This is a genomic window from Wolbachia endosymbiont (group A) of Melieria omissa, assembly GCF_964031125.1.
GTDB lineage: Bacteria > Pseudomonadota > Alphaproteobacteria > Rickettsiales > Anaplasmataceae > Wolbachia > Wolbachia pipientis.
This window is the reverse complement of sequence record NZ_OZ035007.1, coordinates 47,266-65,678: the sequence shown is the minus strand read 5'-3', so window position 1 is coordinate 65,678 and position 18,413 is coordinate 47,266. Positions and strand designations below refer to the sequence as shown.

General features: G+C 34.2%; 15 protein-coding genes and 3 pseudogenes. 6 read left to right on the top strand and 12 right to left on the bottom strand.

All coding sequences use genetic code 11. From position 1 onward, the window contains the following. Positions 1-349: 349 nt before the first annotated feature. From mutL to wmk (ACQH2Q_RS00260), 6 genes and pseudogenes are all read left to right on the top strand, one after another. Positions 350-2,167 carry a DNA mismatch repair endonuclease MutL gene (mutL, locus tag ACQH2Q_RS00285; protein ID WP_425383486.1) on the top strand — a complete coding sequence of 606 codons (1,818 nt, stop codon included), beginning with the start codon at positions 350-352 and terminating at the stop codon, positions 2,165-2,167. A 67-nt stretch (positions 2,168-2,234) separates the two neighbouring features. Beyond that, entirely contained in the window at positions 2,235-3,173 is a 939-nt protein-coding gene (gene wmk / locus ACQH2Q_RS00280) for a WO male-killing family protein Wmk (RefSeq protein WP_213863494.1), read from the top strand. 170 nt (positions 3,174-3,343) lie between these two features. After that, complete coding sequence (locus ACQH2Q_RS00275; RefSeq protein WP_265017289.1) at positions 3,344-4,009, top strand: JAB domain-containing protein; 666 nt, start codon at positions 3,344-3,346, stop codon at positions 4,007-4,009. 170 nt (positions 4,010-4,179) lie between these two features. Next, positions 4,180-5,377 (top strand): annotated as a pseudogene (locus tag ACQH2Q_RS00270) (hypothetical protein). An 86-nt stretch (positions 5,378-5,463) separates the two neighbouring features. Continuing rightward, positions 5,464-6,372, top strand: a complete 909-nt coding sequence (gene wmk, locus ACQH2Q_RS00265) for a WO male-killing family protein Wmk (RefSeq protein WP_264339509.1) — start codon at positions 5,464-5,466, stop codon at positions 6,370-6,372. A gap of 46 nt (positions 6,373-6,418) precedes the next feature. Then, complete coding sequence (gene wmk / locus ACQH2Q_RS00260; RefSeq protein ID WP_264339508.1) at positions 6,419-7,405, top strand: WO male-killing family protein Wmk; 987 nt, start codon at positions 6,419-6,421, stop codon at positions 7,403-7,405. Positions 7,406-7,631: 226 nt separating this feature from the next. On the opposite strand, the gene ACQH2Q_RS00255 is transcribed toward wmk (ACQH2Q_RS00260), so the two are convergent. The 12 genes and pseudogenes from ACQH2Q_RS00255 to ACQH2Q_RS00200 all read right to left on the bottom strand — a co-directional run. After that, positions 7,632-8,519 (bottom strand): patatin-like phospholipase family protein, encoded by an 888-nt coding sequence (locus tag ACQH2Q_RS00255; protein ID WP_425383485.1) that lies wholly within the window; start codon positions 8,517-8,519, stop codon positions 7,632-7,634. A gap of 522 nt (positions 8,520-9,041) precedes the next feature. After that, a complete protein-coding gene (locus tag ACQH2Q_RS00250) occupies positions 9,042-9,575 on the bottom strand; it encodes an ankyrin repeat domain-containing protein (RefSeq protein ID WP_425383484.1) in 534 nt (177 codons plus the stop codon). A 52-nt stretch (positions 9,576-9,627) separates the two neighbouring features. Then, a complete protein-coding gene (locus ACQH2Q_RS00245) occupies positions 9,628-10,572 on the bottom strand; it encodes a phage tail protein (protein WP_341810400.1) in 945 nt (314 codons plus the stop codon). Beyond that, positions 10,573-10,782, bottom strand: coding sequence for a tail protein X (locus ACQH2Q_RS00240; RefSeq protein ID WP_253309012.1), 210 nt, complete (start codon positions 10,780-10,782; stop codon positions 10,573-10,575). It lies immediately after the preceding gene. Next, entirely contained in the window at positions 10,779-11,126 is a 348-nt protein-coding gene (locus ACQH2Q_RS00235; RefSeq protein WP_015589018.1) for a phage tail protein, read from the bottom strand. Before ACQH2Q_RS00235 ends, ACQH2Q_RS00240 begins: the two co-directional genes overlap by 4 nt. Next, positions 11,126-13,408: a phage tail tape measure protein gene (locus ACQH2Q_RS00230; RefSeq protein WP_425383483.1), complete on the bottom strand. Its 2,283-nt coding sequence runs from the start codon at positions 13,406-13,408 to the stop codon at positions 11,126-11,128. The genes ACQH2Q_RS00235 and ACQH2Q_RS00230 overlap by 1 nt, the downstream gene beginning before the upstream one ends. 109 nt (positions 13,409-13,517) lie before the next feature. Then, entirely contained in the window at positions 13,518-13,775 is a 258-nt protein-coding gene (locus ACQH2Q_RS00225) for a phage tail assembly protein (protein ID WP_425383482.1), read from the bottom strand. Positions 13,776-13,863: 88 nt separating this feature from the next. After that, positions 13,864-14,370, bottom strand: a complete 507-nt coding sequence (locus tag ACQH2Q_RS00220) for a phage major tail tube protein (RefSeq protein WP_425383481.1) — start codon at positions 14,368-14,370, stop codon at positions 13,864-13,866. 11 nt (positions 14,371-14,381) lie between these two features. Continuing rightward, entirely contained in the window at positions 14,382-15,572 is a 1,191-nt protein-coding gene (locus ACQH2Q_RS00215) for a phage tail sheath subtilisin-like domain-containing protein (RefSeq protein ID WP_425383629.1), read from the bottom strand. Beyond that, positions 15,565-15,870: pseudogene (locus tag ACQH2Q_RS00210) on the bottom strand (hypothetical protein); the annotation flags it as partial. The gene ACQH2Q_RS00215 and the pseudogene ACQH2Q_RS00210, both read right to left, overlap by 8 nt. 187 nt (positions 15,871-16,057) lie before the next feature. Continuing rightward, positions 16,058-17,011, bottom strand: a complete 954-nt coding sequence (locus ACQH2Q_RS00205; RefSeq protein ID WP_211908252.1) for an IS110 family transposase — start codon at positions 17,009-17,011, stop codon at positions 16,058-16,060. A 225-nt stretch (positions 17,012-17,236) separates the two neighbouring features. Then, positions 17,237-18,154 (bottom strand): annotated as a pseudogene (locus tag ACQH2Q_RS00200) (toprim domain-containing protein); the annotation flags it as partial. Positions 18,155-18,413: the final 259 nt, after the last annotated feature.

The following is an 18,413-nucleotide window of genomic DNA, read 5'->3' as shown; positions in this document are numbered from 1 at the left end:
TACTGTAATCCAATCTGTATGCTTATAACTTTTTCATTTGATCATGAGTAGATCAGTTGTCTCAGCTGCAATAGAGACACCTGCCTTAAGTAGCTACGTCAATTTTCTCTGTTTTTGCCCCTTTTTTTTCTGATGAAGATGTCTTCATTCTTCTCAGTAGCCAATATTCTTTTTAAAGAATAATCGTTACGTGCACCAAGGAACTTAGAAAGAACAATAGGAAATCCACTTAAAAAGCATTAATAATTATACATAATTCTAATGATCTTCATGAAAGGGCTTAGAATAGAATTTAATAGACAATCTGATTTTAATTGATATTAAACTGATCAGACTGAGAGTTGAAAATATGGCAATAATTCTTTTAGACACAAAAACTATAAATCTTATAGCAGCGGGAGAGGTAATAGAAAGGCCAGCGAGTGTAGTAAAGGAATTAGTAGAAAATGCAATAGATGCTGGAAGTTCAGAGATAGAGATCAAAATAGAAAGTGGTGGACGTAACCTTATAACTGTGACAGATGATGGAAATGGAATAGAAAAGGACGACTTAGAACTAGCATTTATGAGGCATGCCACTTCAAAATTAAGCGATAGTGAGTTAATAGAAATCAAGCACCTTGGGTTTAGGGGAGAAGCTTTACCTTCAATTGCAGCAGTAAGCAGAATGAAATTATCGTCTAAGGCAAGTGGAGCAAAGGAATCATGGTCTATAAGGTATGAGGGAGGAGAAAAAATAAGAGAGATTACCCCTTGTTCTTTGTTGCAAGGTACATATATTGAAGTTCGTGACTTATTTTTTGCTACACCAAATAGACTAAAGTTTCTAAAAACCGAAAGGGCAGAAACACAAAGTATTGTTGATATTGTGAATAACTTAGCGATGATTAATTATAGTATTGGGTTTACTCTCACTTCTGGTAATAAAAAGCTCTTAAAATATGTTAAGCAAACTTCGCTGTTCAACAGATTATGTGAAATAGAAGAAGAATTTCAAAGCAATTCACTGGAAGTTAAAGAGGAAGAAGAAGGCATCAAACTTAAGGGACACATCTGTAAACCTAATGTCAATCGTGGCAACTCAACTCAGATTTATACGTTTGTTAATGGAAGGCCAATAAAAGACAATCTACTTGTTGGTGCAATTAGATATGCGTATCACGATTTTATTCCAAACAATAGGTATCCTTTTGCAGTGTTGCATTTAGAAGTACCATATGACCAAGTAGATGTAAATGTGCATCCAAATAAATCGGAAGTAAGATTTCAGAATAAAAGGCTAATATATGAAATAGTGAGAAGAGGGATAATAAAAACACTATCAACGAGATTTGCAGCGGGTGATCAAGGTATTGAAGAGGAGCTAATTTTTAATGATAGTAAAAGCCAAGAGCAGGTTGATAGTCAAGAGAAAAAAGATCAAAAAGAGTTTTATGAAAAGAGACCAAGTCTTTTAGAAAATCGTCTAATGAAAGAATTCAATGCACCAGATGAAAGAAGGCAAAGCTTACCAGAAACGTTTAAATATGGAGAATCTCCACCCCAAAAGGGAACGATGGTTTTAGAAAGGAAGCAAATTGATTTAATAGAGGATTATCCTCTGGGATATGCACGCTGTCAGGTCTACAATACTTACATTGTTGCTGAGGCTAAAGGCAAATTAATTATAGTAGACCAGCACGCAGCTCATGAGAGGTTGATCTATGAGTGCTTAAAACAAAAATCAAGCATAAAAAGGCAAAAGCTTCTTCTTCCTGAAATAGTTGAGATTAAAAACCAAGCAGGAATGGAGATGGTTGAAATGTATAAAGATAAGCTTTTCGAAATGGGTTTTGGTATTGAAATAGAATCAGAAGATAAAGTAAGGGTGAAAGAAATACCTGCAATTTTAGGAACAATAAATGTGAAAGAGATGGTGATGAATATAGTTGATAGATTAATGGAGATAGGAGATACGCTACCTATAGAAGAAAAAGTGAACAAGATACTAGCTACCATTGCGTGCCATGGGTCAATTAGAGCTGGAAGGGAAATGAAGTTGGAGGAGATGAATGAGTTGATGAGACAAATGGAGGAAACACCGTATGCTGGGCAATGCAATCACGGAAGACCAACGTATATAGAAATGAAACTAAGTGATATAGAAAAATTGTTTGAAAGGAGATGAGTTCAGTTTGTCAAAAAGGTTCCCAATTAAGTATACGTAACGGCTCTTCTGATTATGAGTATAAAATGTGAAAAAAGAGAATAAATGCTCTAATTTTTTAGATTACAAAGTAATAGGACAGGAAGTAAGAAATCGTAGGTTAGCAAAGGGATATACTCAAAAAGATTTAGCAAAAAAAATCGATACAACATATCAGGTAATACTGCAATATGAAAAAGGAACACGCAGAATTTCAATTAAGAAGTTATATGAATTAGCAGAAGCATTATCAACAACTGCTAGAGATCTAGCTTGCGTACAAGAAGTATCAAATGAGGGAAGGTATGAGGGAGAAGAGGTATTAAATCTAGTAAGAAGACATAGAGAGATTAAGGATCAAGAATTACGTGAAACGTTTTATTTATTAACTAAATTCATCCGTATTAGTGAGGAAGAAAGTGGAAAGGCGGTAAAAATAGAAGTAGCAAAGGGTTTGGTTAAGGAAGGAGTTTCTGCTCATGTTATCTCTCAAACGACCAGTTTATCTATTGATGAATATGATAATGATGAGAAAAAAATTTCCATTCCGTATAAAGTAGGTCAAAGAATAAAAGAATGGAGGTTGAGAAGAGGATACACTCAAGAAGATTTAGCAAGTAAAGTGGGTATAATAAATCAAAGAATATATGAATATGAACAAGGACGAGCTGGTGTTTCACTTGAAATGTTAGATGAAATAGCAAAGGTACTATTAATTAGTATTACAGACCTACTTCCAGAAACAACAGAAAATGAGAATAGTGAAGTGGAACTATCAAGGTTAATAGAAGAATACAAAAAGATTAAAAGCCAAGAACTACGTAATGTACTAATAAAATCTCTGTTTGAAAGCATACAAGTTTGCAAAGAGAAAGTGAAGAGAGTAGAAAAGATGAAAATTACAAAGAATTTAGTTAAGGAAGGAATTTCTATCAATATTATTTTAAAAACAGTAGACATCTCTTTGGACGAAATTCAACAAATTTAAAATAAAAAATCATTATCTATTAATATCTTTACTTTTTGATGAAAAAATAAGTAAAAAAGATTGAAAAATTGATTTGACTTCACTCAAAAGCTGTGGCCTTATGCCAATGCTGACAAAAAAACAGCAGTAAATATATAAAAACATTTTGTTATTAGTGAAGGGTAATTTTTATGAATAATAAGAAAGATCGTAGAGAAGAAATAGAATTCAGAGCATTAGAAAGCAACGGTAAAGCTCTACTTGATCGTGAAGTAATAGAAACGTTTCTAAGTGCAGTGCATGACAGGGAAGAAGCTCGAATTATTGCTAGAAAGCTAATAGATAGTTTTGGAATAGGAGGAATTTTAGGCCAGGAAATAGATGACTTGAAAACTATAGAAGGGATAACTGACTCTACAGTAGCAGTAATTTTATGCCTAAAGGAAGCTTCAAAGAGGGTACCAAGAGAAGAGTTAAAGAAAGGACCTATAATGGATAACTTGGAAACCATCGTAAAATATTTAAGGGTGAGTATTGGTTATTCAGAGGAGGAAAAGATGAAAATAATATATTTTGATCAAAAGTGCCGTTTAAAGGGGGAAGAAGTGTTTACTGGTACAGTGGATAAGGTACCTTTTTACATAAGAGAAGTAACAAGAAAGGCATTAATAAGAAAAGCGACGTCAATAATAATATCGCATAACCACCCAGAAGGAAGGTTAAAGCCATCTGATGAGGATCAAGCTGTAACTAAAGACTTGGCTGAAGCTTGTCAGACTATAGGGATTAGGTTACTGGATCACATTATCATTACAAGTGTTGGATATTTTAGTTTTAAAGAGCAAGGACTGTTATAAAGCAGATATTTGAAGATTTTCATGAGTTGTTTAACTACTTGAATGAAGAAAGTATTTGCAAGTACATTAACCATTGCTTATAATTAATGAGAAAGTATATATTGAATTAATAATAAAGTAATAAAGTCGGTTGTAGACTTAGTAAAGTATATTTAATAGCGGAGGCTAATATGAGTAATAAAATAATTGTACCTTTTGATGATCAAGAAGGAGGTACTTACGAGTTAAACATTGATCTTGATAGATTATCAAAAGGTGAGGTGTTAAATGCTATTGTAGGAATTGGTCGTACTAAGGAGCAATCCACCTTTGTAAGCAAAATTAATAAGGCTAAAAAGCCTGAAGAAATAGCACCTTTCCCTGGTAGAGAAGTTCGCGAAAACAAAATCAACTATGGGAAAGGATTTGACTGTGTTTATGGCACAAAACCTGTAAGTGATCAAGAAGATAAAAATCCATTTGCTTCAGCTTTGAAAAAAATAAAGCCAAGTGCAGAAAAGTTGAGCTGGTTTAAGAGTGCTGTGGTAAGAGCAAAAAGTCCAAATGAACTGCACAAGGTTGTAGACGAAGCACTAGCTGCTGGAGCAAGGCTAAATGCATGTAATGATGGAGAGTGGAGCTTCGCGGAATATGTGATACTGGGCACACATTTTCATAAATTTGATAAGGCTGATCGTAAAAAGCTAATACGTAAATTAATGCTAAACGGTGCAGAGTTTCATGATACTTTATTGGAGAATAAATTGATAGGTGAAATCTATAATGAGCTACAACCAGAAGTTCAGCCACATATAGATGAGAGACTAGAAGAACTAGAGAAAGCTGGCGAAAGTGCTGTGCAAGAAGGAGAATTAATAGATGTTGAAATAGATAATACAACATCGTATATAGAATTTTCTGGGGATAGCAAGGTAGAGGTAGCCAAAATACTGGAAAGCAAAAAGAGAGCTAGGAAGTAATATTTTAAAAATTGGCAATGATGCAGTTGAGGTTAAAAGTGAGAAGGGAGGTATAAGAAACTATATCGATATGTCAGATGGAAGCTCTATTATATTAGAATTTCCTACAAGCATTGGTAAGCTAGATATTATATTGTACCACGATGTAAAAAAATATGATCAAGTACAAGTCAGAGTAGAAAATAAGGAAATGTGGTCTAAATTACAAGAAAGAGGCGAAGAAATAGGAAAAAATTGTCTTTTTGCTGGAGTAAAACTTAAAGAAGCAGTAGAAAAGGGAAGTTTTATGAGATGTGGCATATGGAATAGCAAGCAGCTTATGAAGGAGGTTGATAGCCCAAGTGAAAAATTGTCTTCATGGGTAGATAAAGTACGTGAAAATAGTAAAGAAACTTTTAGGGGGCTTTAATTCATTTATTTTAAGGTTCCAGAGTCTACCATTATATCTGGAGCCTTTGAGCTATAGTAGAAAATATTATATGTATGGTTCTTTGTATGGAAAAAAGTCTAGACTGTGAGGTAGGGCAAAAAGTGAAAAGTTGGAGGTTAGAGCGAGGGTATACTCAGAAGGATTTAGCGGAGAAGGTTGGTGTAAAGTACTGGGCAATACTGCAATATGAAAAAGGGAGTCGTAAAATTCCAATTAAGAAATTATATGCTATAGCAGAAGCATTATCAGTAAATGTTAAAGGTCTAGTTTGTGGAGAGACGCTACCAAATGAAAAAAGATATTTTGAAGATGAAGAAATATTAAATTTAGTAAAGGGTTATAAAGATAAAGAATTAAGCAAGGTATTTTATTTATTAACCAAATTTATTCGTTTGAGCGAGGAAAGAAGCAGAAAAGCGGTAAAAATAGAAGTAGCAAGGGGTTTGATGAAAGTAGGAGTTTCTGCTCATGTTATCTCTCGAACAACTAACTTATCTATTGGTGAGTATGAGGAGAACAAAATTCCCATTCCATACAAAGTGGGGCAAAGGATAAAAGAGTGGAGATTGATACGAGGATATACACAAAAAGATTTAGCGAATAAAGTTGGCATAACAAATCAAGGAATATACGAGTATGAACAAGGGAGAGCTGCTGTCTCACTTGAAATGTTAGATGAAATAGCAAAGGTATTATCAATCAGTATCATAGATCTACTTCCCGAATCAGATGAGGATAGTGAAGCGGAAGAAAAGCTATCAAAGTTGATAGAAGAATACAAAAAGATTGAGAGTCGGGAATTACGCGATATGCTAATCAAGTCTTTATTTGAAGGTATACATGTTTGTAGAGAAAAGGTCAGAGAGGAAAAGAAGATTGAAGTTGCAAGGAATTTAGTGAAAGAGGGAATTTCTGTTGATATTATCTTGCAAACGACAGGCTTATCAAATTATATGATTGAGAAATTTTTGTGATTTCATAAAAACTTAGCCAATAGTGGATTTTTTTGTGATAGAATATATGTTTGCTTCTGTAGGAAAAACAGCTTTTAGAGGATTTATCTATGATAATTCAGAGCATATTGGCTCAGTAAGCTACGAGCTAGGGAAAAAAATAGAAGGTTGTAGGATAGTACAAGGGTATACTCAGGCAAAATTAGCAAGAAAAATTGGTTTAACACATAAGGAAATACATAACTTTGAACTAGGGTGCAAGGCTATTACAATCAAAGAATCGTATATAATAGCAGGAGCATTGTCAGTCAATGTTATAGATCTACTTCCAGGACCAACAGTACTAAGAGAAAACAGTTGGTATGAAGATGAGGATAAAGAAATAGTCTATCTAACAAAAATACATAGAGAAATTAAGGATCAGGAATTACGCAAGAAGCTGTATCCATTAGTAAGGTTTGTATATATTAGCGAGAAAATTAGCCAAGAAGAAGCGAAAATAGAAGTAGCAAAGAATCTAGTGAAAGAAGGAGTTTCAGTTGATATTATTTCCCAAGTGACTCGCTTATCTACTTATGAATATGATGATATAGAGAAAGAAATTTGTACTGATTCTATACTCTACAAAGTGGGGAAAAGGATAAAAGAGCAGAGATTAATACGGGAATACACTCAGGAGGACTTGGCAAATAAAATCGGTTCAACACCTAAAGAAATACACGACTATGAACGAGGATATACAGACATTCCAATTGAAATATTATATAAGATAGCAAAGACATTATCAGTTAACATTAAAGCTCTTGGACTAACAGAATATGAAAATGAGCCAGTTTTTGGGTTTATAGGTAAATGCGAAAAAATTGAGGATCAAGAATTACTGGATACGGTAGCCAGATCTTTATCTGAAGGAATGCAAACTGGTAAAGAAAAGGTTAAAAAAGCAGAGAAAATCAAGATTGCAAAAGATCTAGTTAAGGAAGGTGTTGCTATTGATATTATTGTGCGAGCAAGTGGCCTAACTGCTGATGAGTTGGGTGAGTGTGAAAATTGAATGTGTTTAAGATATAAGTAAAGTTAGTTAATGATTTAACCAGCAGAATTTGCTAACCAACTTTTTTGGCTCAGTTGAATTTTGCTTGGTATAAATTAAGATATGAAATCGCAAAGTTTATCTATTATAGCTCTTTTTACAATAATCCGAACAGATCATAATATGCTACTGCTCTACCATAGCCATAAGCACATATCTTATCCTATTCGGACTATTGCGAGAAGTGCTATAATTTCTGGTTGTCCTCTATCATTGCATTTGCCTCTTGCTGAAGAGATTTGATATTTTTGAGTGTAATATTGTCCATCTCAGTCGATGCTACTTTCAATTGCGATTGTATTCTTATATATTTATCGTCTATGACTTGTTCTAGTTGATAATCAACGCAATCCAATCCAGAGGCAAACATCACATTCAGTAGTGGCTTGATCCACCCTATTTTGCCAAATTTCCTTGAGTTAGCATACTTTATACTTCTATCTGTTCCACCAGTGCCTATTGATAGCAGTATAATCTCATCATTTGGAAATAACCTCTTACCACTTGCATATGCACAAGCCGCTGGATTATTTGCAAACACTCCACCATCTATCAATACTCTCTCTGTTTGGCTAATTTTCAGACGTTTTGGTGTGAAGTACGTTGGAGCAGCTGTTGTAGCTCTGAGTGCATCTTTCAACTTAATGTTTTTTTCTTTCCAACTTTTGAAGAAAAATTCACAACTATTGTGAATGTCATAACTGGTGAGTAGTAGATTACTCGCAACATCGGCCATAGTACTTTCACCAAAGTATTTGTTGAGAATAAATTCCATATTTCTATATGAGTACTGAGAACCACTCAGCCAAGAAGCAATTGATTTTCTCCAAAATGATGATTGAAAGATATATGCTCCATACTCTTGGTAAAGTTCAACCAAATCATTGGCAGAGTATTGAAGTTTATTGCTTTTACAAAGTCCAGCAACAATAATCCCACCGGTTGAGGTTCCTGCCATTAAATCAAAAATCTGGGAAATTGGCTTTTTTGTCCTAGATTCAATTTCTGCTAGAATAATGGCAGGTATTATCCCTCTAATGCCACCTCCATCTACAGATAAAATGTACTTTGTCACTGTAAAATTTATTTATGTTTGTGAATAGCTTCAAGTTCGTTGACTTCTTCAGTGAGGTTTTTCACTCTCTCTTCAAGTCGATAGACTATTTCGATTAGTCCTTGGTTTTTTTCTATAAATTTATCATGGATGTGTACACGTAAGTCAAGTTTTGCCAACCACCATATGAATCCTACCATACGCGTCAAGTTAAGGAAATATCGTGAAATATAGCAACATTTGAGATGGGCATTTTATTTGTTACATTTATTTTTTTAGGGAGTTCTTATCTAGAAGAAGATAATTTTTTCAGAAGAATCTATAAATTAATAACTTTATTACTTAATATATAAAATAGTTTTTTCGTTTCCTTTCTTCCTTATACCACTTTTCCTTAACTTGACGCGTATGATGAATCCTACAGTCTGTACAACTATTGTTATTATTACCGCTATTGGGATTTTTTGCTTTTTCATGTGAAAATATGAACTTGTTATGGATAGTTTTGGAAATTTATATGCAGATTATAGAAAACTTACAGCTTTAGTGATTACTTTTTGTTGATTCGTATTGATCTTCTGCTTTAGCAAGTAGCTTTATGATTTCCCTGTAAGGTTTATCTTTATTGTGCCTTGACCTTAATACAGCTACATCTCTTGGATTTTTTCCATCTGTGTCTCTAATGGTAGGGTCTGCACCTTTGTCTAATAAAAATCTAATTATCTCCAATTTGCTTTCATATGTAGCTGCATGTAAAGGTGTCCATCTTTCATATTTTGTAGCATTTATATCAACTCCTTTTTCTACTAGGAATTTTACAACCTCTGCACATCCCTCTTCTGCAGCATAATGTAGTGCTGTTAATTTAGGGATCTGCACATTAATATCTAATAGATTTTCTACTAAGAATTTTACAGTCTCTAAGTTACAATTTTGAGAAGCAATGCGTAATATCGTTTTATAATTATCTGCAGCTCTTGCCTTCATGTAGGAATAGGCAGCAATAATACATACTATTACTGTTATAAGCCACCAAAAATGCAGCTTGTTTTTTGTATCTTGACCCAATTTATCCATATTCAACATCTTTTTAATATTAAATAGATCATTTACTCATTTTTTATTAACATTACTTACTCAAAGATGCTGACAACATAGTAAGGTAACCCGAGCTATTTAAAGTATGCTCCGCTCTGTTAACTATCCATTCACCATCTACCGCTTGATTAAAAGCTATAAGATTAAGTTTAGCTTCTGCAAATAACTCTGGATTACCAGGTATAGTGATATCCAATACTGCATTATTTCGCTTTAGTTGTTTTAACTTAGCATTTGCTGCACTTAGTGCTGATTCTGCATTTGAGTACATTTCTAGAATAATATAACTTGGCTCGCCGCTACCAACTGTTTCTTTAATAGTTTCACCCTTTTCATAGCTATGCCACTTTGCCACTACTGAATTATACTTATCACGTACGGTAAAATGCACTTTCCAGTTAATTGTATCTTGAGGTCTAATAGTCGTTGTTCCTAAAGCTTTTCCTGTGGCTGATTTTGCCATATTCTTTGAAATAAACAATATATACCCACCAGCTAATTTTGCCATTGCTTCACGCTCTGTTGCGATCTTTGTTAACAGACTTATATCACTTTCATCTGCCTGATTAATATGGGGTATCAATACATTCTTAAATTCCTCAGCAACTTTATGTCCATATCCATGTTTTTGAGCTATTTCTTTCACTAAGTTTTCTATGGTAATTTGATGCCATTCTTTTGATACTTTTGCCTTCAAAGATATTCTTAAATTTGTTGCATGAGCTTTTATTAGTAGAGTTTTAGGTGGACCCTGTATAGTCACTTCGTTGACTGTATATATACCCATTGGAAAGATTCCAAATTCCTTATAACCTAGTGCTATGTTCAATTCATTCGGAATATCTATGTCTTCATCCCTGTAATCAACACACACTTCAACTACATCATCTATTATTCCTGATTCATCTGTAAGGTGCAATGATATAACTCTATCTTTAATTGATTCACATTTATCTATTATAAAATCTGGCTGCATTTATTCCCAGACCTTTAATTTTGACTTTTGTACTATTTTCTTAATAGTAGGAAGCTTTATCTTTAATCCTGCAGGCAAAAAGCTTCTGTATTCTGCCAAACCTAAGTTCTCTGCTAGTACTAATTCCACTACTCCATCAGTAAATCCGTAATGTTTCCAGCAAATCAGATCTAACATCTCATTTTCTTTACTCACATAGTATACAGTCATCTATAGCTTTTTAAACTCAAACTAAATTCAACTTTTCTTGGTAGTCCATTAGGTAAAAAATACATCTGCTTTTCTTCTAACCTAGTAATTACGAATTGTCCTAAAATATTACCTAAACTATCTACTAAAATATGTGGTTTTTCAGCTTCTTTCACACTCTTTAATTGATTTAGCCCGTTGAGATTATGCAGATAAATCATTCCTTCTAAATCTATATTTTCTACACCTTGACCGATATTTTGTAATAGTGGCATATTTTCAATACACTCAATCGTGCTCCAACGATTTTCTCTGCTATACTTTAAACTTGTGGGAGCAAACTTATACGGACCAAGAGATAGCATCAATAAAATGTCTCTACCGTATCAAATAAAACATCACGTGACTTTTCTCTTATCCTTTTTATTACTTCATCTGCAAGACTACGAACATCTTGGTTAGGTTCTGCTTTAATGCTGATAGTGTAATTATTAGTGATGTTCTGAGTTTTATTTTGTTCTTTATTTTCAAACTTACTCCTTGCAAATATCTTATCGCTCTCTGTAAACTTTTTCTCCTCAATAAGGCTTTTGACTCTAAAGATATTCTTATTTCTCTTGGAAAATTCTTTAATTATACTGTTACCTAACAAAGGATTTCCACTGTTGAGAATATTACTTTTTAGGGGAGTGTGCACTGCTTTTACTTCAGTTTTTCTTTTTTCAAACTCTTTCAATGTGCTATGCCCCAGTACTTTTCCAAATACACTTTCCCCTATCCATGAAAAAGCTTCTCCTATAGGTTTAATAAGTGATTTCCAAAAGCTAGAGAAAAAGTCTTTTACCTTTTGCCAGTTAGTTATAACAAGTGCTGCGCCAGTGACAAGTCCAGTAATTAAAAGTCCTATAGGGTTACTCATTACAGCGAGTGTTATTGCTCTTAGCCCTGTTATAACTGCAGGAAAAACTGTAGCTAATAAAAATGAAAATGTTGCAAGTATTTTTGCTCTTAAACCAAGAACTGTACTCGCTAAAAAAGTAAATCCATAACCTAAGCCCACTACTAAGATTTTTAAACTTATTAAAGCTGCTATAGTTCCCATGATTGCTTTGGTTAAAGTTGGATATTTTTCTGCAAATAACGCTATGCTTCTAGTTTTTTCTTGTAAAAATTCAGCTATAGATTTTAAAGTAGGCAGCATCACTGAACCCAGGTTCATACCAACTTCAGCTATTGCGTTTCGAAGAAGTCGTAATTTACTGGCTGTGGTGTCTACACGGTTTTGAAATTCTTTCTGCAACGAGCTCTTGTACTCTTCTGTGTCAGCTAGTAACCTTATAGCATCTTCATATTTGTTAAAACTTCCAGCTAATAATGCAATATCATCTTGATATTCGTGACCGAAAAGTTTCATAAGGATTGTAGAACGTTCCTGGTTATCCATTTTCTTTAGAGTTTGAAAAAAGTAGAGTAATGCTTCTTCGCCGTTTTCGCTTATTCTTTGTACTATTTCTTCTGCAGTTATGCCCATTTGCTCTAGTGCTGCTTTAAAATCCCCTCCTTGTTCTTCAGCAGTCTGAAGTTTACTAAGTAGAGCATTTATAGCAGTTGCAGCTTTTTCAGGTGTTTTACCTAAGCTAATGAAAGCATTTGCTAAACTACTTGTTTTCTCGAGATCCAAACCAAACTGCTTTGCAGTACCACCAACTATTGCTAGAGCTTCAACCATATCTCTTGCTTTAGCAGCAGTGTTATCTGATAAGTGGTTGATCACATTACCAACATGTTCCATTTTACTAACATCAATTCCATAAACGTTAGAGAGTTTAGCTATAGAATCACCTGCTTGCTCTGCAGACATATCAAATGCTGTAGACATTTTTGCCACTGTTTCTGTAAACATAAAAAGATCTTCTTTCTTGATACCAAGTTGACTACCACTTGCAGCTATTTGTGCCAGTTCTGCGGCTGATAATGGTATAGTACGTGACATCTCTTTTAACTTCTTTGCAAATTTAGTTGCTTCATCCGTTCCTTTTTTAAAATCTACCACTTTTGTAACATCAGCCATAGCACTTTCAAAGTCAATCGCAACTTTAACTGGAGCTGCAAGCGTTAGCCCTAGCCCAATAGTCTCTATAATTTGTGACTTAAAATGTGCTTTGCTTGCTAAAAAACTTTGGTGACTACGTATTGCAGACCCAAGCTTACCATACTTACCTTTTAGCACTTCAATAGAAGAACCAAGTTTATATTGATCACTTACTAATGACTTAATATTTCTTCCACTTTTTCTTACTTCTTCATTAAATGAATGCAAAGCATCTCTCTTTTTTAAGTATGCTTCTTTTGCTTTTGTTGCGGAGGTTTTGGCCTTGTCAAACTCTGCTTTTAAAGTTTTGCTTGGTTTCTCCACCGCTTTCATTTGTTTAGCTAAAGATTTTACTTGATCTTCAAAGCCCTTCCACGACCTCCTGCTAGTCAAAACATCACTACCCAACTGCTTAAACTTTGATACTGATTTTAAAGATGAATCAAGCTTTCTTATATTCTCACCAAGATTAGAGAGTTGACTAATACTTCCTTTTATCACAGTACTGAAACTGCCATCAAGTACCGCACCTATTTTTATCGATAATACTGACATTTGAACTCCCTAGCTAATTTGCTCCATAAAATAAACTCACTAATCTCCATATCAAGAATGTGCTTAACTCCACCACCTATGATAGAGCCAAGCACTAGTATTTCTAATCTCAAGTTTTTTGGATAATCGGTGAAAAAAAATCCTTTAATACCTCTTGAATTTTCACATAATCAGCAATATCTAACTCTTCAATTGCTTCTTTTGCAACTGATGTCAAATTGGCAGTCAAAGTTACTTCTTTACTAAGGTCACTACCATTTAAGCGTTCAATTGCAAGATAGTCTCTAACTTTTGGACGTCTAACAGTAAGTTCTGAGACAGAAATTCCATCAACTGTTATTGGGTTATTAAGTGTTATAGTTTTCATAAAATTCTCCTAAAAAATAAAATATTTTTACACTTTTAAAGTTGTTTTAATATGCTTCTCCTTAAAAAATAAAATTTCAAATAAGTTTTCATATTCCTAAAACCGTTTGCAGCAAGGTCATTTGATCAACGCCATTTATCTTTCTAATCATATTTTCAGCATCGATTTCTATTAATTCATTACCACCTATAGTAAGTTTATAGTAATGAGCAGCTACAGTACACTTCAGCGTTGCTTTTTCAGCAGGTTTCCAGCTACCAAAATCAAATTCTTTGAATATGCCCCTAAGGTTGATAATTACTCCTTCAATATCATTACTTCCACTTCCTTGCATTCCTCCACGAAGCGTTAAAGAAATCGGGTTTCCATTTATCAAGCCAAATAGCCGAAAGAGCTCTGTATCGTATTCAGAAAAAGTAAAGTCTGCTTCTAATTTCTCCATGCCCATATCAATATTTATTGGAATATCCATACCACCAGCACGATACTCTTCTGTTTTTATGGTAAGTTTTGGTAGGGTAATTTCATCTATTTTTCCTGCATAACCACGACCATCTACGAATACATTAAAATTTCTCAGTATTTTGGGTAACACTTTGCTTTCTCCTAACTTATATTGACAAGATGAGACCTGAATATTATTTGCTCAGCAGGATATGGTGGTATAAACTCGAAGTCAAAATACACTTTCCCGCTTGCAATGTTTGCTGGTGTATTGAGTTCTGGTGTTGCATAACATTTTCCGCTGATAATCGCCCCTTGTGCTTTTAAATTGGCTAAATAGGAATTCACCCCCTCAATCACATCATCTATATAAGTTTTGGTAATATTGCGATCAACTGCCCATAGATGAGCTCGAAGTAAACTATCATTAATTAAATCTGCAGTCCTTCTCACTGACAAAAAAGCCCATTTTGAGTCATTTGAACACGTTCTATTTCCCCAAAGCCTATAGCCATTTTGATGAATTATCGTTGTTACTTCATTTTCATTTAAATGGTTTGCTCTACAATTTGTATTACCGAGCGTAAAATCAATAGGCCTGCTTGTTCCAACAATACCGTTTATTTCTTTATTTGAAGGTGAGTGCCAGAAGCCTTGCTCGCTCTCTATCTTAGCTATTAAACCAGCTACAAATGGACTCGATGGCAAGATTTCTTCTTTTCCTTCAATAAATAACTTAATCCATGGGTCAACTACGTAAACTCTTGAGCTGCCTACACTTTTTCTCCACTTTATTGCTTCTTCATCATTAGTATTTGGTCCAGTATTTGGTCCATCTGCAACAATAATTGCTCTTAATTTTTCTGCTATGGAAATTAAAGCACTCACTACTGAATTTACTCCATCTATTTCAGGTAACTGATGAGTAAACTGAGGTGCAATTAATATTCTTGGCGCAACATGAACTATGCTTTCACTGCTGAGAAATGCCTCAATTCCCTGATATTCTCCGGTTTCTTTATCAACTCCACCAATTATATTTTGAATAGTTTCACTTTCTTTGAGCTTTGAATCACTGTTTTCACTTTCTTTAACTCTAATAACTACTACTGTTGAACCAATTTGGGAAAATATTCCATTTACTGCAGAAGGTAAACTGCCACTCCTTCCAAGTCTTGCTGCTTCTTTTAAGCTTCCTGCAATTAACACTGGTTTATTCAGTGGAAATTTTTGCTCATCTGCTTCAGGTGCAGTACCAATTACACCTATCACTGATGATTTAGCTGTACGTACTGTTCTTGACCCTGAGGTTATCTCAATAACATTTACGCCATGTAAAAATTCTTCAGCCATTTCTTTGTATTTTTTTCCTGAAATCATCGAGCAAAGTCTGTAGCTCATTTTCACTCTTGGCTTCTTCAATCTTTCTCTTGGCTAAATCTTCAAGCTCTTCACATTTCATTATTTCTTTTACTGCTTTTTTTGCCTTTTCCTCAATTATTTTTGCCATTTCAATAACTGTAATACCACGGACTTTTGCTAAAGGCTCTATAATTTCTGCATCTTTTTCATCTTGGTCTGCTAGAATGCTTTTTGCGGCTTTTTCTTGTATTTGATACGATTTAGACTTTTGATGAGATACTCCTGTGTATCAACTATGTTTTTTAAAAAATTTTTTATTGTGTAATTTTGCAACTTGATCCAATCATGTAGGTAATAAAAATCCATTCGTCATAGGAATAGAATTTTATGTCAAACAGCTATTGCCTGCTTAAGCCAATGAATATGTGAATAAGTACTTTAAGTTTGTGTGGACGTACTTATTCACATATTCATTGTCAGTTGCTACTGTGTGAAGCAATTGCTGCTTTAAGTCTTGCATTAGCAATTACTATAATTTTACGCATAAGAGCTGTTATAGCCACCATCTTCTTCTTACCACTTTCAACAAGCTTAGAATAAAAGGCACCAAGTACAGATTTTGACTTTGTAACAGCTATGGCTGATATGAAGAGCTTTGAACGAACATTACTTCTACCGCCCATAATCCTTCGGTAACCAACAGCTTTACCACTTTCCTTAGGATGAGGTGCTACTCCGGCAAGACTTGCTACTTCTTTTCTACTTAAGTAGCCAAGCTCTGGCATTAAACACAAAAAATCTTGTGATAACTTTTTGCCTATTCCAGGAACTGTTTTAAGGATTTTTTGACGTTGTTGTAGCTCATGGCTTTCATCAATAATTTTTTGTATAGTGTCATTGAGTTCGTTTATTTGATTATTGAAAAATTCAATGGTCTTCTGGCAACTTTCCTTTATATGGTCATTTTCAGGAGCTTCCAGTCTACACTTTTCCTGAGTTCTCATTTGCGTAATGTCATCACGACGTTGACACAGTGCAGCTAGAGTTGATTGTTCTTTTGAAGTAGGTACAAATAGAGAGAGAGTTTTATGGCGTTCACATCCGTATTGAGCAAGAGCCATCGCATCTGATTTATCAGACTTTGCTAAAGTTCCGTGAGACAAGATAAAACTTTTTACTTTTCGAGTATTTGCTTGATGTACTGCAATATTCTTGCCAACAAGAAAATGTGATAAACCAAGCTCATATTTGCCTGTATTTTCTAAAGTTACCAAAGAATTAGGTAAGATATCTGAAAACTTTTTAAACAACAGTTGCCAACCATCAGCATTATTGTCGAACTTGATAATGTTATTTTGGTTGTAAACTGCAGCAACATTTTTAAATTTTCCGATGTCAATGCCAATAAAATTTTGATAAGATGTAACCATAATAAACCTCGATAGTTTTAGTTAATTTAAGATTGTAAACGGGCGTATATATATTTCCCAAACAACTATTCAAACGTATCGAGAGATAGGGCTAGTGTACCTTGATACAAACGGTTGTAATACCAATTGGTTTTCGGTCGCACACGCCCGTGATAACTCTATTCCTATAGTGAGTAGAGTTATCTTCCCTCTTACTTCATTTATATCATGTTTTTAACTTACAATTGGTACTGGACCTAAATAACGACTCACACTCCAATCTAAAATGTTAAGTGGCTTTTTTGTAGATTTTTTTTCGATGAATTCCGAAATATTTATACCTTCTTGTACACCATCTGCAGCATCCCACCCTTTCGGTTTACCTTGTGGAATCTTAAGAACAACAAGTGATGCAACTCCGATCTCTAAAAGCTTTTTTTCAGCATTTTTTGCGTATTTATTACCTGCTTCATCATTGTCTGGCCATATAATAATGTGTTTACCTTTAAGTGGAGTCCAATCTGTTTTCTCAATAGGTACATTTGCTCCAGACATCGCTGTTGTTGCAGTAATTCCTTGTTCTATCAGCGCTTCAGCACATTTTTCTCCTTCAACTAGAACAACTTTATCAGATTTGAAAATGCCTGGTATATTATATAGAGGCCTTATTTCTGGTGAAGCATAATTAAACGTTTTAACATCAAATGGACGATATTCTTTCTTTCCTTCAGGAGGGTCATAACGGTAAACTATAACTATAATCTGGTTGTCTTCATCGTAATAATTCCAGCTGTAAGTCATGTACTGTTCTAGATCTTTGATACTCTTTTTTTCTCTAGTGTGTTGTTTGCCAAGCCATTCGCTTATTGAAACTATTACCTCAGAAAACTCTGTCCTTGCATTCTTTCTATGCACAGCTGCCCAAAGGTCGATAATATCACCACCTTCTCCAGTTGCAAAATCATTCCATAGACCGGCTCTACTGCCACTCAGTTCTACTCTTAAACTTTTTCCTTTATTACCCCAGATATCACCTACTTGAAACTCATTTTTGTGAAAAGTTCCGTAAGGTAATAAGTACGAAAGACAAGATCTGATATTTTGTAAAAGCTGTGTTTTTAGGTCTGCTGTCCCTTTTGTTGAAAAATGATCCTGTGAATACATAAACTCTCCAGTTGCCTTAATTAATATAGTTCAATGTTTTTTGAAGAAGTGTACACGTACAGCAGTTGCAACTATTGCAATGGTTTATAAAATTTTCTGGTGAGTTTATTAATGAAACAAGAGAACAAAAAAACTGAACACTTTTTCGAAAAAAGTTGAACTTATATTATTAAGGGGAGAATGAAATGCAACCTCTCTCTAGTTAAGTAGCATAAGATTCTTGGATTTCCGTTGTTGGCCAACAAAAAAACTATAAACC

Excerpts from the sequence above, each read along its gene's own strand:
- mutL (WP_425383486.1), top strand. The coding sequence starts at position 350 with ATGGCAATAATTCTTTTAGACACAAAAACTATAAATCTTATAGCAGCG.
- ACQH2Q_RS00275 (WP_265017289.1), top strand. The coding sequence starts at position 3,344 with ATGAATAATAAGAAAGATCGTAGAGAAGAAATAGAATTCAGAGCATTA.
- wmk (WP_264339509.1), top strand. The coding sequence starts at position 5,464 with ATGGAAAAAAGTCTAGACTGTGAGGTAGGGCAAAAAGTGAAAAGTTGG.
- wmk (WP_264339508.1), top strand. The coding sequence starts at position 6,419 with ATGTTTGCTTCTGTAGGAAAAACAGCTTTTAGAGGATTTATCTATGAT.
- ACQH2Q_RS00250 (WP_425383484.1), bottom strand. The coding sequence starts at position 9,575 with ATGGATAAATTGGGTCAAGATACAAAAAACAAGCTGCATTTTTGGTGG.
- ACQH2Q_RS00245 (WP_341810400.1), bottom strand. The coding sequence starts at position 10,572 with ATGCAGCCAGATTTTATAATAGATAAATGTGAATCAATTAAAGATAGA.
- ACQH2Q_RS00240 (WP_253309012.1), bottom strand. The coding sequence starts at position 10,782 with ATGACTGTATACTATGTGAGTAAAGAAAATGAGATGTTAGATCTGATT.
- ACQH2Q_RS00235 (WP_015589018.1), bottom strand. The coding sequence starts at position 11,126 with ATGCTATCTCTTGGTCCGTATAAGTTTGCTCCCACAAGTTTAAAGTAT.
- ACQH2Q_RS00230 (WP_425383483.1), bottom strand. The coding sequence starts at position 13,408 with ATGTCAGTATTATCGATAAAAATAGGTGCGGTACTTGATGGCAGTTTC.
- ACQH2Q_RS00225 (WP_425383482.1), bottom strand. The coding sequence starts at position 13,775 with ATGAAAACTATAACACTTAATAACCCAATAACAGTTGATGGAATTTCT.
- ACQH2Q_RS00215 (WP_425383629.1), bottom strand. The coding sequence starts at position 15,572 with ATGGCTGAAGAATTTTTACATGGCGTAAATGTTATTGAGATAACCTCA.
- ACQH2Q_RS00205 (WP_211908252.1), bottom strand. The coding sequence starts at position 17,011 with ATGGTTACATCTTATCAAAATTTTATTGGCATTGACATCGGAAAATTT.